At 41.2% G+C, this 20746-nt stretch carries 26 protein-coding genes, 1 tRNA gene, 1 pseudogene and 1 other annotated feature; of the genes and pseudogenes, 13 read left to right on the top strand and 15 right to left on the bottom strand.

Annotated features, from left to right (window positions below):
* Positions 1 to 19: 19 nt before the first annotated feature.
* Positions 20 to 820, bottom strand: a pseudogene (locus tag HWQ38_RS35170) (Rpn family recombination-promoting nuclease/putative transposase).
* A 178-nt stretch (positions 821 to 998) separates the two neighbouring features.
* Positions 999 to 1967, bottom strand: a complete 969-nt coding sequence (locus HWQ38_RS35165; RefSeq protein WP_292803458.1) for a glycosyltransferase family 2 protein — start codon at positions 1965 to 1967, stop codon at positions 999 to 1001.
* Between the two features lie 154 nt (positions 1968 to 2121).
* Between HWQ38_RS35165 and rplS the strand changes: the two genes are divergently transcribed.
* From rplS to rplL, 8 genes are all read left to right on the top strand, one after another.
* Entirely contained in the window at positions 2122 to 2484 is a 363-nt protein-coding gene (rplS, locus tag HWQ38_RS35160) for a 50S ribosomal protein L19 (RefSeq protein ID WP_273766612.1), read from the top strand.
* Between the two features lie 151 nt (positions 2485 to 2635).
* Positions 2636 to 2708: transfer RNA gene (locus HWQ38_RS35155), tRNA-Trp, on the top strand.
* 283 nt (positions 2709 to 2991) lie between these two features.
* Positions 2992 to 3213: a preprotein translocase subunit SecE gene (secE, locus tag HWQ38_RS35150; protein WP_012412090.1), complete on the top strand. Its 222-nt coding sequence runs from the start codon at positions 2992 to 2994 to the stop codon at positions 3211 to 3213.
* The gene (nusG, locus tag HWQ38_RS35145) at positions 3213 to 3872 is read left to right on the top strand and encodes a transcription termination/antitermination protein NusG (RefSeq protein ID WP_292803449.1); all 660 of its coding nucleotides are present in this window, start codon (positions 3213 to 3215) and stop codon (positions 3870 to 3872) included. Before secE ends, nusG begins: the two co-directional genes overlap by 1 nt.
* A gap of 6 nt (positions 3873 to 3878) precedes the next feature.
* Entirely contained in the window at positions 3879 to 4304 is a 426-nt protein-coding gene (gene rplK / locus HWQ38_RS35140) for a 50S ribosomal protein L11 (RefSeq protein ID WP_292769481.1), read from the top strand.
* Positions 4305 to 4402: 98 nt separating this feature from the next.
* Positions 4403 to 5116 (top strand): 50S ribosomal protein L1, encoded by a 714-nt coding sequence (gene rplA / locus HWQ38_RS35135; protein ID WP_292803446.1) that lies wholly within the window; start codon positions 4403 to 4405, stop codon positions 5114 to 5116.
* 43 nt (positions 5117 to 5159) lie between these two features.
* Positions 5160 to 5327: a sequence feature (ribosomal protein L10 leader region), on the top strand.
* Positions 5328 to 5390: 63 nt separating this feature from the next.
* On the top strand, positions 5391 to 6035 hold the full coding sequence (gene rplJ / locus HWQ38_RS35130; RefSeq protein ID WP_292803443.1) for a 50S ribosomal protein L10: 645 nt from the start codon (positions 5391 to 5393) through the stop codon (positions 6033 to 6035).
* A 93-nt stretch (positions 6036 to 6128) separates the two neighbouring features.
* Positions 6129 to 6518, top strand: a complete 390-nt coding sequence (gene rplL, locus HWQ38_RS35125) for a 50S ribosomal protein L7/L12 (protein ID WP_292803440.1) — start codon at positions 6129 to 6131, stop codon at positions 6516 to 6518.
* Between the two features lie 87 nt (positions 6519 to 6605).
* On the opposite strand, the gene rpoZ is transcribed toward rplL, so the two are convergent.
* Together rpoZ and HWQ38_RS35115 are read right to left on the bottom strand one after the other, a co-directional pair.
* The gene (gene rpoZ, locus HWQ38_RS35120) at positions 6606 to 6857 is read right to left on the bottom strand and encodes a DNA-directed RNA polymerase subunit omega (RefSeq protein WP_292803437.1); all 252 of its coding nucleotides are present in this window, start codon (positions 6855 to 6857) and stop codon (positions 6606 to 6608) included.
* On the bottom strand, positions 6854 to 7153 hold the full coding sequence (locus tag HWQ38_RS35115; RefSeq protein ID WP_292803434.1) for a DUF1998 domain-containing protein: 300 nt from the start codon (positions 7151 to 7153) through the stop codon (positions 6854 to 6856). The genes rpoZ and HWQ38_RS35115 overlap by 4 nt, the downstream gene beginning before the upstream one ends.
* A 518-nt stretch (positions 7154 to 7671) precedes the next feature.
* Here HWQ38_RS35115 and HWQ38_RS35110 point away from each other — a divergent pair.
* Genes HWQ38_RS35110 through HWQ38_RS35100 form a run of 3 tightly spaced genes read left to right on the top strand, consistent with a single transcriptional unit; the run spans position 7672 to position 10325 of the window.
* The gene (locus HWQ38_RS35110; protein WP_292803431.1) at positions 7672 to 9345 is read left to right on the top strand and encodes a Mu transposase C-terminal domain-containing protein; all 1674 of its coding nucleotides are present in this window, start codon (positions 7672 to 7674) and stop codon (positions 9343 to 9345) included.
* 30 nt (positions 9346 to 9375) lie between these two features.
* A complete protein-coding gene (locus HWQ38_RS35105; RefSeq protein ID WP_292803429.1) occupies positions 9376 to 9573 on the top strand; it encodes a hypothetical protein in 198 nt (65 codons plus the stop codon).
* A 5-nt stretch (positions 9574 to 9578) separates the two neighbouring features.
* Entirely contained in the window at positions 9579 to 10325 is a 747-nt protein-coding gene (locus HWQ38_RS35100; protein ID WP_292803426.1) for an ATP-binding protein, read from the top strand.
* 208 nt (positions 10326 to 10533) lie between these two features.
* Here the strand turns inward: HWQ38_RS35100 and HWQ38_RS35095 are convergent, their stop codons facing one another.
* From HWQ38_RS35095 to HWQ38_RS35085, 3 genes are all read right to left on the bottom strand, one after another.
* Positions 10534 to 10818, bottom strand: a complete 285-nt coding sequence (locus tag HWQ38_RS35095) for a helix-turn-helix domain-containing protein (protein ID WP_292803422.1) — start codon at positions 10816 to 10818, stop codon at positions 10534 to 10536.
* Positions 10811 to 11122, bottom strand: coding sequence for a hypothetical protein (locus HWQ38_RS35090; RefSeq protein ID WP_292803420.1), 312 nt, complete (start codon positions 11120 to 11122; stop codon positions 10811 to 10813). The genes HWQ38_RS35095 and HWQ38_RS35090 overlap by 8 nt, the downstream gene beginning before the upstream one ends.
* Positions 11123 to 11222: 100 nt before the next feature.
* The gene (locus HWQ38_RS35085) at positions 11223 to 11423 is read right to left on the bottom strand and encodes a hypothetical protein (RefSeq protein ID WP_292803417.1); all 201 of its coding nucleotides are present in this window, start codon (positions 11421 to 11423) and stop codon (positions 11223 to 11225) included.
* A 184-nt stretch (positions 11424 to 11607) separates the two neighbouring features.
* On the opposite strand from HWQ38_RS35085, the gene HWQ38_RS35080 reads away from it, so the two are divergent.
* Entirely contained in the window at positions 11608 to 12120 is a 513-nt protein-coding gene (locus HWQ38_RS35080; RefSeq protein WP_292803414.1) for a TniQ family protein, read from the top strand.
* A 304-nt stretch (positions 12121 to 12424) separates the two neighbouring features.
* Positions 12425 to 13336: a hypothetical protein gene (locus tag HWQ38_RS35075; RefSeq protein WP_292803412.1), complete on the top strand. Its 912-nt coding sequence runs from the start codon at positions 12425 to 12427 to the stop codon at positions 13334 to 13336.
* 262 nt (positions 13337 to 13598) lie between these two features.
* On the opposite strand, the gene HWQ38_RS35070 is transcribed toward HWQ38_RS35075, so the two are convergent.
* From HWQ38_RS35070 to HWQ38_RS35035, 8 genes are all read right to left on the bottom strand, one after another.
* Positions 13599 to 14303 carry a SprT family zinc-dependent metalloprotease gene (locus HWQ38_RS35070; RefSeq protein WP_292803409.1) on the bottom strand — a complete coding sequence of 235 codons (705 nt, stop codon included), beginning with the start codon at positions 14301 to 14303 and terminating at the stop codon, positions 13599 to 13601.
* Between the two features lies 1 nt (position 14304).
* Entirely contained in the window at positions 14305 to 17349 is a 3045-nt protein-coding gene (locus HWQ38_RS35065) for an HsdR family type I site-specific deoxyribonuclease (RefSeq protein WP_292803406.1), read from the bottom strand.
* A 103-nt stretch (positions 17350 to 17452) separates the two neighbouring features.
* Positions 17453 to 17842 (bottom strand): type II toxin-antitoxin system VapC family toxin, encoded by a 390-nt coding sequence (locus HWQ38_RS35060; RefSeq protein WP_292803403.1) that lies wholly within the window; start codon positions 17840 to 17842, stop codon positions 17453 to 17455.
* Positions 17839 to 18075, bottom strand: a complete 237-nt coding sequence (locus HWQ38_RS35055) for a type II toxin-antitoxin system Phd/YefM family antitoxin (RefSeq protein WP_292803401.1) — start codon at positions 18073 to 18075, stop codon at positions 17839 to 17841. The genes HWQ38_RS35060 and HWQ38_RS35055 overlap by 4 nt, the downstream gene beginning before the upstream one ends.
* Positions 18076 to 18294: 219 nt before the next feature.
* Entirely contained in the window at positions 18295 to 18510 is a 216-nt protein-coding gene (locus HWQ38_RS35050; protein ID WP_292803398.1) for a hypothetical protein, read from the bottom strand.
* Entirely contained in the window at positions 18497 to 18982 is a 486-nt protein-coding gene (locus HWQ38_RS35045; RefSeq protein ID WP_292803395.1) for a PIN domain-containing protein, read from the bottom strand. The genes HWQ38_RS35050 and HWQ38_RS35045 overlap by 14 nt, the downstream gene beginning before the upstream one ends.
* A gap of 9 nt (positions 18983 to 18991) precedes the next feature.
* A complete protein-coding gene (locus HWQ38_RS35040) occupies positions 18992 to 20314 on the bottom strand; it encodes a restriction endonuclease subunit S (protein ID WP_292803392.1) in 1323 nt (440 codons plus the stop codon).
* Positions 20315 to 20545: 231 nt separating this feature from the next.
* Positions 20546 to 20743 carry a hypothetical protein gene (locus HWQ38_RS35035; RefSeq protein WP_366933381.1) on the bottom strand — a complete coding sequence of 66 codons (198 nt, stop codon included), beginning with the start codon at positions 20741 to 20743 and terminating at the stop codon, positions 20546 to 20548.
* Positions 20744 to 20746: the final 3 nt, after the last annotated feature.

Raw genomic sequence — 20746 nt, 5'->3', positions numbered from 1 at the left:
TTTGATAGTTTCAAATCCTCTATAACTCACCTTCTATCTCTTGTTGTAACAACTCTGCCTCCTCCAGAGATAATCCAGTGACTCTTACCACTTGGGCCAAAGACATTTGGCTTTTGAGGAGATTCACAGCCACCAAGTGAATGCCTTCTGCCTTACCTTCGGCTATACCTATGGCTTTACCTTTTGCCTCAGCTTCAGCCTCAATCTCTTGATAAATTACAGATTCGCGCATATTGTCTCTCAGTAATACTCTTTGAATTAATCCTTTCTCTAATACTAGACCAGCTAGAATTGCTGTGGCAGCTGCGACATTATTCTGCAACCGTTGGTCAGGAATCCCGATAATTTCCTGTGCTACTTGTTGTAATGTAGTTGCACGGTCATCTGTCTCACCCAACACCGCGAATGGAAATAAACCTGGATAACGCAAAAATACTTCTGTCGGCTGTTCCCACAGTTGAATCACCTCGAACTCGTGGCGAGTACCAGGAATAGTAAAAGTATTTTGTTGCACTAATTCAGAGCTTGTTTCTTTAAGATAGATCACCACTTGACGCATCTGCTTTTCGGGAAAGCGGCGATACACTCGCTAGCGATAGTCAATCATCCAAAATGGGATATTAGCATCGGGTTGAGTTTGAAACTCTAGGTGAAGCACTAGTTCTGCCGATTCCAATAAAATTAGCGCATCGGCTCGAATCGGTTCTAATGAGAGTTCAGAAGGACTTAACTCAGTGAGAGAAATGGGTTCTCCTAACAGCCAAGTGGCAAAGTCGGTGGAAAAGTTTTCGGCGAGGAATTTGCAGATGTTATCAAACATCCAAAAATCTTACCACTCCAAAACTTCAAAGTGGGTCGTAGTCACTAAAAAACTATCTTTAATGACGCAAAAATGGGAATTTTCAAGGAGCGATCGCTATTTCAAAATCTGTGCTAAATCCAGCATAAATCCTGGCAATACATCCTCACCTGATAAGCTATCGTCAACACTTAAAAAGCTAGGACTCAATCAACACAAGTTTACGAACCTGAGAATTGTTTCCTTGAGAACGGCGTGATGAAACAGTAGTTAGCAGAAACTTCCAAGACTGAGGAGAAAGTATAGACAGATCAATCATTGAAAGAAAACTCTTGATATTTCTTTGCTTTAGTGCTACTAAAATCCAATGGAGTTTCAGGTAATTTTTTATATCCTCAAAGAGGGGAATCTCTGAGCGATGTTGGTCATTTACCAAGGCGTAAATTTTCTGCTTCATCAAAATATTTGTCGCCAACCGCCGAGACAAAGAAAACTTTTGATTATAAGCACCCGCCCAGATAGTCCGGTAAGCAAGACACTGGTTGAAGAAAATCGCATCGCCAAACTGGGAAATCCGAATCCAGGAATCGATGTCATCACAGTTAGCATCAAGTGTGGAATCCCAACCACCACTTTCTAGGAAAGCATCACGCCGACAAGCTACTTGTACGGGAGTGCCAAAGGGTACAAGCTCTAAGAGCATACCATAGTGAATATCAGCTTGTGGGATATAAAAAGCTAATCCGGGGCCAACTTGGGGGGTGCGACTGAGTTCAACTCCATTACCATCCACCTGAGCCGCCACACAAGAGCAGATTACAGCATCGGGACAAAGTGCGATCGCCTTCAGCATCTCTTCTATGCAGTTGGGCGCTAAATAGTCGTCATCATCTAAAAACTTAATCCAGTCGCCGCTAGCTTTAGCAACTCCAGCATTTACCGTTGCTGCATGACCAAGGTTCACTTCGTTACGATGGTAAACAACCTTTCGACTGCCCTCAAGGCAAGCCTTGTCACCTAAGCTTTTGAGATAGGTTTGGGTGTCATCAGATGAACAGTCATCGGCAACAACCACCTCGCACTCGATTGTTTGGTTACGAGCCGAATCAATTGCTCTTTGCAGCAAATTCAAGCGATTATACGTACTGATGACGACGCTAAATTTCATAAGTTTCACCCTTCTGGTACAGCATTCTGCAATATAGCTTTGATGTTTAGGTTGTTGTATCAGTAAAATTATCAATCCCAATAAGTAGACTGAAAGAGGATTATCGATTTATGATTGATGATTGGGAGTTTTTTTTTAAGCAGACAGAAAGACTATGAACGCTCAAGAGATTATCCGCTCGATTGAAGCGGAACAGATAAAATCGAATCTACCCGACATTTATGTGGGCGACACCGTAAAAGTGGGAGTGAAAATCAAGGAAGGCGAAAAATACCGCGTACAACCCTACGAGGGAGTAGTGATTGCCATGCGGAATGGCGGCATCAACGAAACTATTACAGTCCGTAAGGTTTTTCAAGGTGTGGGCGTTGAGCGGGTGTTTCTGTTGCATTCTCCCCGAATTGACAGCATTAAAGTATTACGTCGCGGGAAAGTCCGCCGTGCTAAACTGTATTATCTCCGTGATCGCGTCGGTAAGGCAACCCGGATCAAGCAACGGTTTGACCGCCCTTTGTGATTCGTCCTTCAAAAGTATGGGGAAATTTCAAGCCTCAAGCGGCATCTGCCGCTGACTTGTTTTCCCGACAAAATTGAGGTATGATAAAAATCGCATATTGCGTTAAACTGAAATTTAGTTCAGCGCAATGAGTGAATCAAAAACAGCTTGTGCGCTCTTAGTTCAGTTGGTAGAACGCAGGTCTCCAAAACCTGATGTCGGGGGTTCAAGTCCTCCAGGGCGCGCTCAAGAGCAAAAACAAAGCCCGAAATAATTACGCAGCTGCTATATTAGCAGTTAGCGGTAATAATTTCGGGTAAACTTATTGTATTTGCAGTTGTTTTGCTTTCATTAAGTGAAATAAAGTCGAAGCTGCAAACCTGGATCACCGAATTTTAGATTTCAGATTTTGGATTGAGAAGAAATTTAAAATCGACAAACCAAAATCTAAAATGAAGCGCCTTTGCCTTAAGGTATAGGGTAAATCCAAAATCCAAAATTGAGTGACAAACGGGGGGATAATTGGTCGTGGCCAAAAAAAGTGAAGCAGAATTGCCAGAAAACACAAATGGGTTTAGCTTGGGCAACTTCATACAGGGAACCAAAGAAGAACTTGACAAAGTAGTCTGGCCTAGTCGCAAGCAGATTGTGAGCGAGTCGGCGGCTGTGTTGTTAATGGTGGCACTGTCCGCATCTTTGATATACTTGGTCGATGGATTGTTTGGTTGGGCAGCAAAACAGGTGTTCTGATGACTTTTGCAACAGACGAACCTCGCAACTCAATGTTGCAATCGGAGGAAACAGCAGAAACAGCAGAAGCAGCAGAAGCAGCAGAAGCAGCGTCAAAAGAAGCACGCTGGTATGCAGTGCAAGTAGCTTCAGGCTGTGAAAAGCGTGTAAAGACTAACTTAGAGCAACGCATTCAAACTTTTGATGTAGCTGACAAAATTGTCCAGGTAGAAATTCCGCAGACGCCGGCGGTGAAAATCCGCAAAGATGGCAGTCGCCAGCATACAGAAGAAAAAGTTTTCCCTGGCTATGTGCTGGTGCGGATGATGATGGATGATGATACTTGGCAGGTGGTACGAAACACCTCCCATGTAATTAATTTTGTGGGTTCAGAACAAAAACGTGGTAGCAGTAAGGGTCGAGGTCATGTCCACCCGATACCATTAAGTTCTTCAGAAGTCGAACGCATATTCAAACAAACCAGCGAACAGGAGCCGGTTCTCAAAATTAACATGGCTACTGGTGATAAGATAATGGTGCTTTCTGGTCCATTTAAAGACTTTGAAGGCGAGGTGATTGAAGTCTCTCCAGAGCGGAGTAAGCTTAAAGCCTTGCTATCAATTTTCGGCAGGGATACACCAGTAGAATTGGAATTTAATCAGGTAGAGAAACAGAGTTAAATACAAATGGCGAAGAAAATAGTAGCGGTCATTAAACTGGCCCTGAATGCTGGAAAAGCCAACCCAGCACCGCCAGTGGGGCCTGCATTAGGTCAACACGGCGTCAACATCATGATGTTCTGCAAAGAGTACAACGCCAAAACAGCAGACCAAGCTGGAATGGTGATACCTGTAGAAATTTCGGTTTTTGAAGACCGGAGTTTTACATTTGTACTCAAGACGCCACCAGCATCAGTGCTGATTCGCAAGGCGGCGAAAGTTGAAAAAGGCTCGAATGAACCCAACAAAAAGAAGGTTGGGTCAATTACTAAAGCACAATTGCAAGAAATAGCCCAAACGAAACTCCCTGATCTCAATGCTAACGACATAGAGGCAGCAATGAAGATTGTGGGAGGAACGGCTAAGAATATGGGTATAACAGTCACGGATTAGTCATTGGTCATTAGTAAAAAACTAGCAAATGCCAAGGGAAAAATAAGTAAAAATTATCGGGGGAGAGGCGAAGCTTCGGAATTACCCCAGGAGAAAAAATGCCAAAAATATCGCGTCGTTTGCAAACGCTGCAAGCAAAAGTAGAAGAGAAGGACTATCACCCTCTAGAGGCTTTAGCCCTTCTCAAAGAGACAGCAACAGCTAAATTTACCGAAGCTGCGGAAGCGCATGTCCGCCTGGGAATTGACCCCAAGTATACAGACCAACAGTTGCGGACAACGGTAGCACTGCCCAAGGGTACAGGCCAAATCGTTCGGGTGGCGGTGATAGCCAGAGGCGAAAAGGTAAACGAAGCAAGCAACGCTGGTGCTGATATAGTCGGTTCAGAAGAACTGATTGACGAAATCCAGAAAGGTAGGATGGATTTTGACAAGCTGATTGCCACACCTGATGTCATGCCACAGGTGGCAAGGCTGGGTAAGTTGCTGGGTCCGCGTGGTTTGATGCCATCACCCAAGGGTGGAACTGTGACATTTGATTTAGCAGGTGCGATCGCAGAATTCAAAGCTGGTAAATTAGAATTCCGAGCTGATCGAACTGGCATTGTTCATGTTATGTTTGGTAAGACAACTTTCTCGCCTGAAGATTTGTTAGTCAACCTGAAGGCATTGCAGGAGACGATTGACCGTAACCGTCCTTCAGGAGCTAAAGGTCGTTATTGGCGCACATTTTATGTGGCAGCCACTATGGGCCCATCGATTAAAGTTGATATTACTGCCCTACGAGATTTGAAACTGAGCGAAGTAGGTTAACTAAGAGTTAGGAGTTAGGAATAAAACTACTCACTCCTAATTTTAAACTGAATAGGCAAAGCCAGAGACAGCAGGTGCTAATAGCTTAATATCCTGCCGAGGTTAAAACTCTAATTGTCAGAATTGCCACCTATAAAGGTGTGATAACTATGGCGTTAAGAGTCTTAATACTCAACCCCGGCTAGATTAGCTGGGGTTTGTTGTTTGGGTTCAGGTTTAGAAAAAACGTACAAGTAGGGCACTTCACCGATTATTTTAAGGAGGTGAGATTGGAATGGGTAGAACACTAGAAAATAAAAAAGAGATAGTAGCTGACCTCAAAGAAACTTTGAGTCAGTCAACTCTGGCACTGGTAATTGACTATCAGGGGCTAACAGTTTCTGAAATCACAGACTTACGGCGGCGGCTGCGTCCTAGTGGCACCGTTTGTAAGGTGACGAAGAACACTCTAATGGGCATTGCCATTAAAGATGATCAAAAATGGGAGCCTTTGTCGGAATTGCTCAACGGTGCTTCCGCTTTTTTGCTGGTAAAAGAAGATTTTTCATCGGCAATTAAGGCATATCAAGAATTCCAAAAAGTCACCAAGAAGACAGAACTTCGCGGTGGTGTACTGGAAGGTCGTCTACTCAAAGAACCTGATGTCAAGATACTGGGAGACTTGCCATCTAAGGAACAACTCATAGCACAAATTGCTGGAGCTATCAACGCTTTGGCTACCAAGATTGCTGTGGGTATCAACGAAGTTCCTGGTTCGCTGGCTCGTGCTTTGCAAGCTGTGGCTGACCAAGAACAAGCTGGTGGTGGCACTGAAAGCGCTGCTGTACAAGATAGCAGTACTGAAACGGCTGCTGTACAAGATAGCAGCACTGAAACGGCTGCTGTACAAGATAGCAGTACTGAAACGGCTGCTGAATAGACTTCGTGGTTCATCAGTCAAGAGTCAAAAGTCTATAGTTAAAAACTAATGACCAATGACAAATAAATAATCAAAATTACAGGAGTTATATCAATGTCTACTGCAACCGATCAAATTTTAGAACAACTAAAAACCCTTTCTTTGTTGGAAGCTTCTGAGTTAGTCAAGCAAATTGAAGAAGCTTTTGGTGTGAGTGCTGCTGCACCCGTTGGCGTAGCGTTTGCAGGCCCTGGTGTTGGTGCTGCTCCGGCTGAGGAAGTTGTTGAGCAAACCGAGTTTGAAGTGATTCTCGAATCAGTTCCAGCTGATAAGAAGATTGCCGTGCTAAAGATTGTCCGGGAATTGACCGGTTTGGGTCTCAAAGAAGCGAAAGACTTGGTGGAAGCTGCGCCCAAGGCAGTTAAAGAAGGTATTGCTAAGGATGCTGCTGAAGATGCTAAGAAGCGCATCGAAGAAGCTGGCGGTAAGGTGACTGTTAAGTAGTCACAATTCTATTATTAGTTTTTTATTAAGGAGTCTGAGTCAGGCTCCTTTTTTTTATGATCTTGTTGACTGTTGTGCCAGTCAAATCTATAGTTGTGATAATTCTAGGGACATTTCTTCAATCGCTTGTATGACTGCTTTTTTTAAAGTTATATCTTCCTCTACGTAATTTTTAAATATTTGTTTAGCACGGCGAGCTACTAAGATGACAAGACGGTAGCGATTGGGTGAAGCTTCGAGGAGTGCTTCACTGATTTTCAGAATTTGCTTATCGTCGTAGATATCAGAAATTTTTATAAATATTGGTGATATCAACTGTGGTGCTTTAACTACAGTCACATTAGCAAAATTGCTAATTGGCAAATATCTAAAGCTGCATCGGCTATTTTTTGGAAAGCATCAGGCTTTTCTAATAGTTGAGAAAGGACACCTACACCGCCTTCTGCCGCTTCCCAGAACAGCAAATATTTACCGTCTCCCAGGCGTTCCGAGTCGAGTTCATCGGCTTCCAATTTATAGACTGCTTGGATGGCAGTTTCTAAGACATATTGCAGAGTGGCAATAAAAGCTTCTCTTTCGTCTGTGGGTACACTTAATGGTTCAACAACTAAGATATTGCAGGTGTTTTTCACCATTAAATTAACATCGGTGTGAATGCTATCTTTTGCTGAGTCGTTTTTGGCATCGCCCCAAATACCAGTTTTGATATCGAGTTTAAATCCTCGTTCCTCACTTTTTTTCTTGTTCAGTCCGCGATTAATATGCCAGATGTCTGCCGTAGCGCCGTAGGTTAAACGTAATAATTCTGTGCCATCGGCGGTTTGTACCGTTGCTGATTGGCGTTTTTGCTGGTCGTAACGGAAATGGGTGGTGATATTGTAACCGTATTTGAGGCGTTCTTCTTCGTCGCAGGTAATGCGTTCTCGTCTCCAGGCGATCGCAGTTGTCCATTAAATAATTATTGTCACTTTTAAAGAATTAATGTCCAGTTTTACGATAAATGTCCAACAAGCTCAAAGCCTTACTACAAAAGTCTTTGAGCTATATTTCTGCTTTTATTATTCTCTCGCAAGTTTTAAAGCAAATGATGTCATTTATCTGATAAACTTTTAAAGTAAATGATGTCATTTTTCTTGGAAGACAGGTCAAGTGTATGTCTACGCGTTCTTTGAGTCAAGGCACTAATCTCTCCGATCATGAGGAAGTTGTTGCTACGGAGCAGGGTGGGGAGCAGGTAGAGGGAAAGCCTTATCTACTGTTCAATGATGATGCGCCAGAGTTTCAGCAAAAAGTCGATGTCATTGATGCCATTGTGCAAGCACCTGATAAGAATACTCGCAGAGAGGCGATCGCAGAGGCTGCTAAAACACTTGGCAAAAGCATCCGAACTATAAGACGAATGGTTGAGAGAGTTCAAAAAGACGGAGTTGCTACCCTTGCAGTTGGTCGTCAGGATAAAGGGCAGTTTCGTATTAGCAAACAATGGTTCCAATTTATAGTTGAAATTCATAAATGGGGTCAAAAAGAGGGTTCGCGGGTAAATCATAATCAAATTCACGGATACTTGATAGCTTTGGCATCTAAGGGTGAAGAACTACGCTCTAAAAAGTATGCTGAAAAATTCAAACAATACCCAGAGGTATTAAAGGATTTAATAGAGAGAAAGTGTCCCTCTCATGTCACCGTCTATAAAGTTATAAATTTTAATATTGACCAAGAAAGCAGAATAGTTCGCCATCCCGGTTCACCAACAGAAGGACAAATTATTCAGACAACTGAAGGAATTTTAGAAATTACCCATAGCAACCAGATTTGGCAGGTTGACCATACCAAGTTAGATATTTTGTTGATTGATGATGAAGACAAAGAAATTATTGGTCGCCCTTACATAACATTAGTGATGGATAGCTATTCTGGTTGTGTGGTTGGGTTTTATTTGGGATATGAGGCTGCTGGGTCACATGAAGTTGCACTTGCCTTTCGTCATTCAATGTTGCCAAAGCATTACGAACCAGAGTACAAACTGCAAGAAGAATGGGATATTCTCGGTGTTCCAGAATATTTAGTTACAGACCGCGCCAAGGAATTTAAGTCTGCACATTTGAAGCAAATTTCGCTACAGTTAGGTTTCCAACGTCGGCTACGTGCTTTTCCATCGGCAGGCGGTTTAATTGAGACTATATTTGACAAGATTAATAAGGAAGTTTTGTCTTTATATGGAGGATATACCGGATCGAGTATTGAGGAACGCCCTAAAGAAGCAGAGAGAACTGCATGTTTAACACTTGATAAGCTAGAAAGAATATTAGTGAGATATTTTGTAGACCACTACAATCAGCATGATTATCCAAAGGTAAAAAACCAAAAACGTATTAAACGCTGGAAATCAATGCTCTTAAGTGATCCAGAAGTTTTCGATGAACGTGAATTAGACATCTGCTTAATGAAAGTTGCGTATCGGAATGTCGAAAAATATGGTTCTGCCAACTTTGGAGGTTTGGTGTATCAGGGAGATTCTTTAGTAAAGTATGAAGGTCAGAAAATTTCCTTAAGATATGACCAGCGCAATATTGTAACTCTGCTTGCTTATACTCGTCCTCTTGACGGTCAACCAGGAGAGTTTATTGGTATTGTAAAAGCTAGGGATTTAGAAAAAGAGAGGCTTTCTCTGGGGGAATTAAATTGGATTAAGAAGAAGCTTCGGGTGGAAGCTAAGGAAGTTGATAATTCTTCAATTTTGAATGAACGACTAAATATATTTGAGGACGTGGAACAAGAACGTAAAAGTCGTAGAAAACGGCAAAGAAAAGCTCAAGTAAAACAGTAACAAAAGTCTAATAGATCGAAAATTGTTGAAATGTTTCCTGAAAATGCAATACTGGAGGAAACAACTATATCACAAGAAAGTTTTACATCTGCACCTGATATTGCCTCACAAAAACCTGTAAATTCTATAGACAAACAGGACAAATCTGAAACTAATCGCACTACCAAGGCTAGACGACCGAGAGTAGGGGTACAAAATTGGAACCAATTTGTGAAAGATAACTGGTAAGTAAAATGTCAGAGACTAACTTAGCCCATGTAGAACCAAAACTTCAGAAGCAGTTTGATGCTAGTTTACAGTCTGCTGAGGAACTGCGTCGCTCACCAAAGATCCAAGCTGAAGTTGAGCGAATTGGTAAAGCTGACACTTACTTACCATTAGACCGCGATACAGAATTATTTGACTGGCTTGATGACCAGCGTGATGCAAAACTCTGTGGTTATGTTACATCTGCTACAGGTTCTGGTTTGCTGAAATCTTGCCAACTCTATAGGATGCAATATGTAAAACGGCGAGGGACATTGTTAGAAATTCCGGCGACTGTTATTTATGCCGAAATTGATCAGCATGGTGGCCCAACAGATTTGTATTACTCAATTCTAGAAGAAGTGGGTCATCCGCTTACTAATATTGGAGCGCTGCGAGATTTACGATCGCGGGCATGGGGAACTCTTAAAAGCTATGGTGTCAAAATACTCATAGTTGGTAATGCTGACTACCTAACTTTGGAAGGATTTAACGAACTAATTGATATTTTTACGAAACGACGAATCCCTATTATCTTGGTTGGAACTTACTATTTAAGTGATAATATTCTCGAACGAAAAAGTCTTCCATACGTGCGCGTTCATGACTCATTTTTAGAGCCATACGAGTTTCCCAACTTAACTGAAGAAGATGTTATTGAAGTTGTGGACGATTGGGAGCAAAAATTTCTTACTCAAGATGTTCTGAGTGGGGGAATTGTTGTAAGTAGCTGATGGCATTTTTGAGAGGGATTGCCAAGCGATGAATCAGGACATGGTTTTGTGTCAATTCAATACTGGAGGGCAGGTAATAAGAGTCATTGGTGGAGCGGTTCATGGAACAGTGGGTAGGCTGGTGACGATAAATTGCACCCTACTACCTATTTTTTATGTCAGTCAAGGTGATGAAGAAAAGTTTTGTCAATTTGCAAAAACTGAAGAATTAATTTGGTGGTTGAGAATTATGCCACTGTTCCAACAGTGGGTTAATTACTTCGGCGTTGGTGAAAAGAAAATCAGCCACAGCCATAATTCTCTGGTAAGGCAATCCAGCTTCTCGGCGGCTGGCTTGTCCACTCAACCAGTGATAAGCCGTAGATTTAGAGATGGCACAGATTTTTGCTAATTCTTCGTAACCCAATCCCCAACGGTAACTAAAGTCTTGAGGGGACATAAATATTTGGTTGTGCAGTTTTAGCAACTGCTGAAAATTTTGAGTTTCAGACATGATTGCCCCTAAGCCGTAGCAAGGATGAATTATCCAAGGATTCGATATCATCCTCGAAAGCGAAGTCGCAGGTACAGGTGTCACGAGAGGGACTGCGCTCATCTAACAAAATCAAGTAGTGCAAGCCAGTGGCGATGCAACTAGCTTGTTGGGTGTAGATTACTCCGATGACACGACCAAAATCGCCATTGAGTACTTGAAACCAGCGCACCCATTCACCGAGATGATATTTCTGCTGGGGTAATTCGCTGGGAATTACCTCTGGCATTGCTACTGGCGGTATTTGGGGGAGAATATCACGCATAGAGGCTTTCCCATATCTCAAAAGCTATAAGCATTCTTCAAGTTACTGCAAGCATTAAATTAGTGTTTTTCAATATTCTTACTTTAGCATACAAACATTGTCACACATTAAAAAACATTGCTAAACCTTTTTGAGTTTTTAAAGAAGGTTGCAGCGATCTGATGGATCTGGCGATAAATCTTTCTAAAGTTGATAAGCCAAAGCGATCGCGGACAAACTTCGATATAATCTTTCCGCCCAAGATATCCACGAGGCTTTGGCGAGATAGGCGAGAAAAGATTCCTAAAATTTCTGATCGCACTCTTTGATAGTATTATTCGGTTAACCGAACAATTAGATTCGGTTAACCGAATAATACTCTTAGCATCCAGGATTTCAACCAGCTTGCTGCCTGCCAAGATACCTGACTGGACTACTATGGCAGTTGTTAAACAGTTTTATTTTCCTAGTCTATAGCAAGCCGTTTAGGTATTTAAATGTAAGTTATGGAGCCAGAAGCTGTTCAACATCCGCCTTGGTATGTAGAACCCAACGAAGGGGAGAGTATTAGTCACTATTTTGGACGATTTAGGCGACACGAAGCAGTTTGCGTCTCGTCTCCTGGTAGTTTAAGTAAAGCCGCAGGAATTGGCCCAGTATTAGCAAGGTGGGAGAAATTTCGGTTGAATCCGGTTCCCAGTCAAAAGGAATTAGAGGCAATTGCTAAATTAATTGGTTTAGATGTAGATCGAATTGCTCAAATGCTCCCGCCCAAGGGTGAAAAAATGAAAATGGAGCCAATACGGTTGTGTGCTGTGTGTTATGTAGAGCAACCATATCATCGATTAGAGTGGCAGTTTCAATCAACCGTGGGGTGCGATCGCCACAAGTTACGTCTACTTTCAGAATGTCCCTTTTGCAAAGAGCGTTTTACTATCCCAGCGTTATGGGAACAGGGAGAATGTAACAAATGCCATGCTCCTTTTAGAAGTATGAAAAAGCGACATAAAGCTTACTAAGTAATGCTCCGGCTGAGTGCGCTCATTGAGTCGAATCAAAACTGAACCGGGATTTCTCACACTTATATATTGAAAAAAAAGGCACAAATAGTAAAACCTATTTTATCCAATATAATAACAAATAAATAGTGAATTTTTATTTAAAAAAAACTACTAAATATAAATCATTTAAAGTCAAAAAATAATCCCTTCAAAAAATTTTATTTTAATTAAGATAAAGTTTTTTATAAATAAAAATATTTGCATTAAAATTTAGCTAAAACAAGAATATGTTATACTATATTAACATAAGAAAAAAGTAGGAATGCAACTTTCTTCACATACTATTATTATTCAGTCAGAAAATTTTCAAGAGTTTCCATCTTTAGGAACGCTTAGTTTATCATTGAGAAAGCCAACTAAAGGTGTTGAATATGAAATGGTATACAAATATATTCAATCAAAATTATTATCACCATCGGAAAATGGGGAGTTAAAATTCATTTTTTTAGAGCCTCAAATTGATTCAGGATTTCCTGATATTGTTATTGTTTACTTTCAACCTGATATTGCTAAAAAATGGTTGCCTACAAGGTTAAAAATTACTAAGCTTGACTTACGTATTTTGCATTATATATTTTCTGAACTTAGTGTTGAAACATCAACATTAGAAATGGTTTTCCCTAATTATTTCTACAAATCATTACGCCGTTTACTTGAGGCAAATCTTATTCATTGCAAGGAAGGTAGATGGGAAGCTAAACCATTAGAAGAAATTTTTGCGATCCAACGATTAATCGTGATAGAGGCAAAAATTAATAATTGGCAACAAGGACTTAATCAAGCCTTTCAAAATACTTGGTTTGCTTCAGAATCTTATTTGTTGCTACCAAACTTACCTAGTAATAGTGACCTTATTTGGGAGGCAAAAATTCTCTTTAGCGGATCTCAGCCTAGCTCCACTGGATTTAGGGAATCAGAGTCATTTCGTCATTACTTGCAGACTTTGAGAACACAGACTCTTGCATCCAGGCGAAGCTCATTTGATGAATCAGTTGAATATCACAGAAACCTATTAGATTCTGCCGAGCAAATCCTTCAAAAGCTCCGCTCGGTTAACATTCGTGATAAAGCAAGAGATTTTGAAGAAGTAATTGATACCAATCGAGCAGCATTGAGTTATATCGAAGACTATCGTGGTGTAATTCTTCGTCGTAACTGGAGTAAGCTATTTTGATTTTGTACAATACTTTACATCGTATTGTTGACTGTGTAAATCGTAAATCAGTCTTGGTGGGATTAAGAATTGCTAGAATTCCCAACTTCATCAGCTATCTTCATTATGTCGTAGAGCCAAGACAAGGTAATTTATGTTGTAGCTGAAATTATAACGCTCAATTTGGTCTTGCTTGCGTTTGTTAAGATTGTTATTAACCGAACTATCACAGAAAATGGCGATCACCTGCTCTTTATAAGCTAAATCGGGCTAATAGTCGAACTTAATAGCTTCCAAGTGGGGAGCGGTTTAACTCATCCTTACAAAATTTCCAATTCGGCAGAAACTTATTCATGAAAGCCACAAAGCGATCGCCGTGATGACGTTCTAACAGATGCACCATTTCATGAACTACAACATACTCTAGGCAACGCTTATCTTTTTTCGCTAGTTCGAGGTTGAGCCAGATACGTTTTGCTTGGATGTTGCAAGTACCCCATTTGGTTTTCATCAGCTTTATCCCCCAGTCCTCAACCTTTACTCCCATGTTCCTTTGCCATTTTTCGATTAATGGGGGAATTTCCTGTTTTAACTGCTGTCGATACCAAGACATCATGACTTGTTGGCGTTGCGCTTCATTACTTCCTTCTCTAACATAAAGGTCGATATAAGTATTATTTCTAACTTCTACTTTGGGATTACCCAGTCCATAAATGACATTTAATAAATAGCGTTTTCCTTGAAAGTAATGACTTTCACCAGATACAAATTCTCTTTTTGACTGGCGTTCTTGCGTTTCAAAGTTAGCTTTATGCTTTTCAATCCAGGCTAGTTTGGAGATAGCGAATAAACGCACAGCTTCGTCATCAATGTTTAAGGGTGTGGCGATACGTACTCGACCATCGGGGGGGTACACTGCCAAGTGCAAGTTTTTAATGTCTTTTCTGGCAACGTCTATGACGAGTTCACCGACAGTTATTTGGTGCATCCTAATACTCGCTTTGGCTCTTGACTATTTCAAAAATGCGATCGCAATCTTCCGGGGAATCTAAATATTTCTTAATGGCATTTTTTACTTCGCGCTCTTTCATTATGTTTCCACGCCACCCATCTTTTTTGATTTTGCGAATCGCGTCATTTATCGCTAGAGCTAACGCTTCGTCTTGATTAAGGTTATCGTATAAAGCTCTTTTAGCAGGAGAGTTCAATGATTGAGGATACTGTGATGAGCTACTCGGTTGAGCAACTTGTTTACTTAACTCAACAATTTTCTGTAAGTAGGCTTTATAGTTTTGGCTGGCTGCTTTTCGTGCTTGGATTAACTCATTCAACAGTGTGGACATTTTGTCGAAATATTTCGGGTTGGTCGGCTGTTGATCTATAATAACTTTGCGTAAGTTGTTTTCGATGGTTTCCGCGACGGCTTCTTGGTTTTGCTTGATGCCTTTGGGTAATGCCTCAACTGCATTTGCACCGCGTTCGACAATCAACTGAATTAGTGTCATGTCGTCGAAGGCTGAAATTATTTCGCTTTCTTCTGCCCCAATGTAGGTATCAATCAAGTGACGCATGGCGGGTTCGTAGGCTTTCAAGTCAATATAATCACCACTGGCTAGCTTTACTTCTGCGCGTACCTGTTCGTAATGCTTAACTTCTTGTTTAATAATTTCAGTTTCTGTTGTGGTGTATCCGGCTTCTGCCATATCATTGGATAGGTTAGCATAGGCTCGGACTAAAGCTGATGTGTATTTATAAAGGGCAATGCGCTGTTGTTGATTTTCTTTTATAAAGTCTGGGTTTTCAGTATCGGCACCGCAGAAATAGCGAATATAGGCATGGGTGTCTTGGGGTTGCTCTACAGATTCGCACAAGGCTTTAATGCTTTCTCTGGAATTTTCTAGGCGTTCTCTGCCTTTGGCGATTCTGTCACTCAATAATCCATCGATGTCGTCTGGTTCGTAGTCTTCAAATGCTTCGCTGGTGTAATCGTTAATTGATTTTTCCAGGCTTTTAAATAAGTCTTTGTAGTCGATGATGTAGCCATATTCTTTATCTTCACCATCCAAGCGGTTGACGCGACAAATGGCTTGAAATAGTCCGTGGTCGCGCATGGTTTTGTCGATGTAGAGATAAGTGGCAGAAGGTGCATCGAATCCCGTCAGCAACTTATCGACTACAATCAGCAGTTTCATTTGGGCTGGTTCTTCGACAAATTTATTTTTAACTTCGTCTTCAAATACTTCTGCCGCTTTGCCGTTGAGCATTTTTTGATAAATTTCGTACTGCCGTAATTTTTCCGTCAGTTCCTCTTCTCCCGTACTTTCGCCTTTGATATCATTCGGGGAAGGTTTGTAGGATGTGACAATGGCACATTTGATAAAACCAGCGCTTTGGAATAACTCGTAATATTTACAAGCTTGGTAAATGCTACCAGAGATGAGCATAGCGTTACCATGACCACTTTGCAAGCGGTCTTTAGTTTCAAAATCTAGCAGAATATCGCTGACAATTCTTTCCAACCGGGATTTTGAACTGAGAACTTTTTGCAGATTTCCCCAGCGTTTCTTGAGTAGGGTTTTGGCGTGTTCTGTTAAACCTCTAGTTTTGGCTTCAAACCACTGGTCAATTTTGGTTTGTGAGGTAATGTTTTGGTCAACATTACGAGCTTCGTAGCGCAAATCAAGGATAACCTGGTCGGCTACGGCTTTTTTGAATGTGTAGGTGTGAATGTAATCACCAAAAACGTTGATGCTGTTTTGCTTGTCTTTTTTGAGTAGGGGTGTGCCTGTAAAGCCTATGAATACAGCATTGGGTAGGATTTCTTTCATCGCGTCGTGCAGTGTGCCTGATTGGGTGCGATGACATTCATCCACAAATACATAGATATCGCCTTTGGCGCTAAAGTCGCTGGGCAGGCTGCGCTTGAGTTCTTCGATGTAGCTGTTGTAGTCTGCGTCGTCTGCCTTGTCTTTCTTGCCAAATTTGTGGATTAGGGAGCAGAGTAACCAGGTGGTGGTGCTGTTGAGTTTGTTAATTAGGTCTTTCCCGCTTGTAGTGCGGTAAATCGCTTCGTTGACTCCCTTAAAGACATTCTCAATTTGCTTGTCTAGTTCATCTCGATCAGTAATTATCAGAACACGAGCATCAGTAATGTTTTCCCGAATCCATTTAGTTAGCCAAACCATTGTCAAGCTTTTACCACTGCCTTGAGTATGCCAGATAATACCCCCCTCTCGGCGACGGAGGTAAGATTGGGCAGCATTAACCCCAAAATACTGGTTATGGCGGCAGACTTTTTTTATACCCCGGTCAAAGACGATAAAGTTGTGAATTAACTCTAGAAAGCGTTCTTTGGCGCAGAGTTGCAGCAGGTGTTTATCTAAAGGATCGGTGATGTCGCTGTTAGTATCTTCTTTCCAAGTGAGGAAGTATTTTTCTGGGGTTTCAATTGTGGCGTAGCGGAGTCCTTCAGTGTCGTTACCTGCCATGACTAACTGCATGGTGGTGAAGAAGGATTTAATAAATATGGATTTTTGGTTATCGAGGTTTTGGCGGATGCCTTCAGAGACGGAAATGATGCTGCGTTTGAGTTCGAGTACACCGATCGCAATACCATTAACATAAAGTACGATATCTGGGCGTTTAGGGTTTTTGCCTTTAACTGTGACTTCTTCAGCAATCGCAAAGTCATTTTCTAGGGGTTCTTCCCAGTTGATCAGCCAAACGGTTTGGGTATTCTCGCCAACTTCTTCTTTGACTTTCACCCCATAACGCAGCAGGCTATAAACTTCTTTGTTGATGTCATAAAGGCTTTTGTCGCCTGCGACTTTGTTGAGTTCATACAAGGCTTTGGTGATGAGGCTGTTGCTGTAGCCTTGTTTGTCGCCAAGGAAGGTGCTGAGGATTTCCGTTTCAATGTTGCTGTTGTTAGGTCGGTAGTGCCAATTACCCAGATACCGATAGTTTAATTGTTGCTGGAATAATTGCACAATGCGGTTTTGGGTTGGGAGTTCGCGTTGTCCGACCTTGCTCATAGCAACTCTCTCACTGTGATAATCACGGATTTACTCAGCTTTAAATATGACACTGTTTATCAAACTATGTCATCTTTATTTGTGTTATCCGTGAATTTTCTGTCTAGCTTAATGTTTGTAACCAGGAAGCACCCGTGAGATTGGTATCGACTGTAGCTAATATCAACTGGTGGTAAACTGCGGTAGCTGCAATAAAGCGATCGCCTGGGTCTTGGTGTGGTAAATTAATCTGACGGCTTAAAATAGCGATGTGGCGATTAAGTGGAGCCTCACGAATTTCTAGGGTATTTAAGGCTAAATCGACCCATGCAACTGGATTCGGCTGTAAAGATAGTCGTCCTTTTTCTGCTAAGAGTAGCGTTTCCCAGATACTAATTGGACTGAGCCAAAGTTCGGTTGTTCCTGCTGCAATAATGGTTTGAAGCTGAGGAGATAGGCGTTCGTTACCAAGCAAATACCAAAGCCAGATGTGGGTATCAATTAAGAGCTTCACTGGAGGGCTTCCCATGTGTTAGCAGGAATTACTGGAGCAATCACCTCTCCCAATATTTCGCCGCTACCCTTCATTACTGCAAATGCTGGGCGGTGGGGTTGAGGAGTGGCAGGATAGATAATGACTAAGGGTTCTCCTTCATGGGTGACGGTTAAGGGTGTTTTGGTGCGTTGTATTTCTGCAAATATTTGTTGAAGCGTTTCGGGTAATTCGCTGGTAGCAATGTGTTCCATAATATGCTTTAGCCCTTGTCATTTGGAATTGGTCGTTAGTGTGTGCGGCGTTTGCTGCTAATGGGGGAGCTTTCTAACTTCTATTTTAGAGACTGGCGGTTGAAAACCTTGGCGTTGATTAAGAACTGCTAATTAGTCTTGTCTTTCCGGTTAATAATTCTTGCATGATTCCCTGTTTGCGGTTTTGGCTTAGGCGTTCCCGTTGTCCAACTTGGCTCATTATTGTTCCTGATTCTTGGAGTCAGATATTTTTTGGCGTTGCTTAATGTCTGTGAGGATTTCATCCATCGTTAGCTGATCGAGCCATTGATGACGTTCTTGGGTGTAGTCTCCACTTCCGTTGTCAAATTGGCGAATAAACCGGATAGCATCAGGATATCCCAAAGCATCTACTAAGGCTTGAAATCCTTTTCTATATAATTCAATCGGGGTCATTTTCTCCTCCTTCTACGAGATTAGTGGTAACTTCTGCTAACCAGATCATTGGGTTAGCAACTATTATGTTTAAGTTATTCTTATAGTTTAATGCTCTTGACAATAGACGGTTATCAGTTGTCAAGAAAATGTCGGCGTTCCCTTCAGCACAAGCGATATGAAGCGCATCAAAATTTTTAATATTAAAGTTTGTTAATTCTATAGCTCGTCTAGATATTTCTTCGGTGACTAAAATCTGATGTTGAGCGATCGCTAATGCTTCAAGTACCTGTTCTCTTCTGGCTACATCTGGGGTTTGTGCAATTTCCGATTCTAGGGCTGTACTACTGACCAATTCCCATTCTCCATCTCGACAACGGCTGATAATTTCTAAAATCGCTTCTGTTTCTAAACGAATTCGCGGCTGTGTTTGGTCGTCAAATGAACGATTTAAACAACAAACATCAAGATATATTTTATATTTTCTACCCATATTATTTAATTATTTATTTAAATCATATTTTAGGCGAGTTTTTCCGGTTAATAATTCTTGCATCATGCCCTGTTTGATAGCTTTGTATTTATCGCGCTTTTGTTCTAAGCCTGCGATTTCTGTATCCATGTCGCTGAGGATTTGGGCGATCGCTTTTTGTTCGGGTATAGAAGTGAGGGGAATCCTATACTTTCTTAAACTTCCTACTAAAACATTTGGCTGACTGGAAGTTGCGTTAAACCTTAAGACTTCATCCAATCCAAGAGGACTTATCAAATAATGAGCTAAATAATATGATGAAAGGACACTTTTGATAGGAGTTATTTTGGCAATATTTTGCTGAATGTGGTACTTATCATCTTCCTCTATAACAGCTGCATTTCCAATTGTTCCTACACAAGGATAAACAACATCGCCTCTATAAAGTCTTGATCTATTTAGCTTCAAAGAAAGTTCATTTGAAATTCTGGCTAAGTCTTTCTCAATGATTCGATTTTTTACAATATTAAATCCTCTCAATGCAATTATTTCACCATTATCATCTTCCTTCCATACAGAAGAATATTCTGCACCTGCGAGTCTTGTAATTGCTGTTACTTCTTCTAATTTCTTCACCTCCCACTTACCGCTAAAACCGGGGAGGCGTTTTTTGCCCGTAAGGAGTTGCTGCATCGTGCCTTGCTTGGTGTTGCGCTTTTTGGAGATGATGCGATCGCACTCTGTAATCAAGGCATCGACATCGCTGAGGGATTGAGCGATCGCTTTTTGTTCAAGACGAGTTGGCGGAAGAATAACTTCAATATTTTTTAGTATTTCAGTATTAAGTGATGCCATTGTTTGACCAACTGCAACACTTCTAATCCTCTGTTTTGTTGGTTCTTGATGAAAATGATAGCTCAGGTATGCAGGGCTAATATTTTGAGGATTAATTCTAATTCTTAGTAAGCGGCTAGAAAATAGCCAGCCATTTTCCACATCGCTAATTAATGAATTTCTATCTACAGATCCAACACGGCTAAAAACAATATCACCTGTTTTAAGAATGTAAGCACTTAATCTATTTTTATCTGCATGGGAAACCATTGGCAAATTTTTATGCACTACCCCTTTTTCACCTAAATGTTCGACTGTGATAATAGGTGTGCCATCCTCAACATAATCTTTTTCATGTAGAGAGGAGCCGAATGGGCCTGTTTTTATATCAGCAATATCACCTAACCTTTTTACTTCCCAATCATCAGGAATCACCCCCACCTCAGTTTTTTTATACCCCTCTATCCCTGCCGTGTCATCCCGTAATCCCTCTAATCCGTGATTCAGACTTTTTTTCACCACACCAACCCCATTCTCTGCAAATGCCCCTCCACCTTAGCCGTTAACTCTTATAAAGGCATATCATACCGTTCCACCAACTCCTTAATCCTCTGCGTAAATCGTTTAAAGAGCTTAATTAACCTTTCTATATGATATTTGGGTACTTCAACACGATATTTGGGTACTTCAACACGATATTTGGGTACTGCAACACGATGTTTGGGTACTTCAACACGATGTTTGGGTACTTCAACACGATGTTTTTCTAATCCGCTTCAGGTCTTCCCAAAACTCTTCTCTTGTGACTTTATCTAACGTTTCCTTTCTTTCTTGTGTATAGTCACCGCTTCCCCATCCAGCTTGTTGTAAAAAGCGAATAGCATCTACTTGACCCAAATGTTCTACTAAAATTTGATAACCTTTTTTTCTCAACTCAATTGGTGTCATCAT

Origin of the sequence: Nostoc sp. NMS7 (genome assembly GCF_017115085.1) — a bacterium.
Classification (GTDB): domain Bacteria; phylum Cyanobacteriota; class Cyanobacteriia; order Cyanobacteriales; family Nostocaceae; genus Nostoc.
The sequence above is the reverse complement of the archived record's forward strand: the minus strand, read 5'-3'. Positions and strand labels throughout refer to the sequence as shown.

Excerpts from the sequence above, each read along its gene's own strand:
- HWQ38_RS35165 (WP_292803458.1), bottom strand. The coding sequence starts at position 1,967 with ATGAAATTTAGCGTCGTCATCAGTACGTATAATCGCTTGAATTTGCTG.
- rplS (WP_273766612.1), top strand. The coding sequence starts at position 2,122 with ATGAACGCTCAAGAGATTATCCGCTCGATTGAAGCGGAACAGATAAAA.
- nusG (WP_292803449.1), top strand. The coding sequence starts at position 3,213 with ATGACTTTTGCAACAGACGAACCTCGCAACTCAATGTTGCAATCGGAG.
- rplK (WP_292769481.1), top strand. The coding sequence starts at position 3,879 with ATGGCGAAGAAAATAGTAGCGGTCATTAAACTGGCCCTGAATGCTGGA.
- rplA (WP_292803446.1), top strand. The coding sequence starts at position 4,403 with ATGCCAAAAATATCGCGTCGTTTGCAAACGCTGCAAGCAAAAGTAGAA.
- rplJ (WP_292803443.1), top strand. The coding sequence starts at position 5,391 with ATGGGTAGAACACTAGAAAATAAAAAAGAGATAGTAGCTGACCTCAAA.
- rplL (WP_292803440.1), top strand. The coding sequence starts at position 6,129 with ATGTCTACTGCAACCGATCAAATTTTAGAACAACTAAAAACCCTTTCT.
- HWQ38_RS35115 (WP_292803434.1), bottom strand. The coding sequence starts at position 7,153 with ATGGTGAAAAACACCTGCAATATCTTAGTTGTTGAACCATTAAGTGTA.
- HWQ38_RS35110 (WP_292803431.1), top strand. The coding sequence starts at position 7,672 with ATGTCTACGCGTTCTTTGAGTCAAGGCACTAATCTCTCCGATCATGAG.
- HWQ38_RS35105 (WP_292803429.1), top strand. The coding sequence starts at position 9,376 with ATGTTTCCTGAAAATGCAATACTGGAGGAAACAACTATATCACAAGAA.
- HWQ38_RS35100 (WP_292803426.1), top strand. The coding sequence starts at position 9,579 with ATGTCAGAGACTAACTTAGCCCATGTAGAACCAAAACTTCAGAAGCAG.
- HWQ38_RS35095 (WP_292803422.1), bottom strand. The coding sequence starts at position 10,818 with ATGTCTGAAACTCAAAATTTTCAGCAGTTGCTAAAACTGCACAACCAA.
- HWQ38_RS35090 (WP_292803420.1), bottom strand. The coding sequence starts at position 11,122 with ATGCGTGATATTCTCCCCCAAATACCGCCAGTAGCAATGCCAGAGGTA.
- HWQ38_RS35080 (WP_292803414.1), top strand. The coding sequence starts at position 11,608 with ATGGAGCCAGAAGCTGTTCAACATCCGCCTTGGTATGTAGAACCCAAC.
- HWQ38_RS35075 (WP_292803412.1), top strand. The coding sequence starts at position 12,425 with ATGCAACTTTCTTCACATACTATTATTATTCAGTCAGAAAATTTTCAA.
- HWQ38_RS35070 (WP_292803409.1), bottom strand. The coding sequence starts at position 14,303 with ATGCACCAAATAACTGTCGGTGAACTCGTCATAGACGTTGCCAGAAAA.
- HWQ38_RS35065 (WP_292803406.1), bottom strand. The coding sequence starts at position 17,349 with ATGAGCAAGGTCGGACAACGCGAACTCCCAACCCAAAACCGCATTGTG.
- HWQ38_RS35055 (WP_292803401.1), bottom strand. The coding sequence starts at position 18,075 with ATGGAACACATTGCTACCAGCGAATTACCCGAAACGCTTCAACAAATA.
- HWQ38_RS35050 (WP_292803398.1), bottom strand. The coding sequence starts at position 18,510 with ATGACCCCGATTGAATTATATAGAAAAGGATTTCAAGCCTTAGTAGAT.
- HWQ38_RS35045 (WP_292803395.1), bottom strand. The coding sequence starts at position 18,982 with ATGGGTAGAAAATATAAAATATATCTTGATGTTTGTTGTTTAAATCGT.
- HWQ38_RS35035 (WP_366933381.1), bottom strand. The coding sequence starts at position 20,743 with ATGACACCAATTGAGTTGAGAAAAAAAGGTTATCAAATTTTAGTAGAA.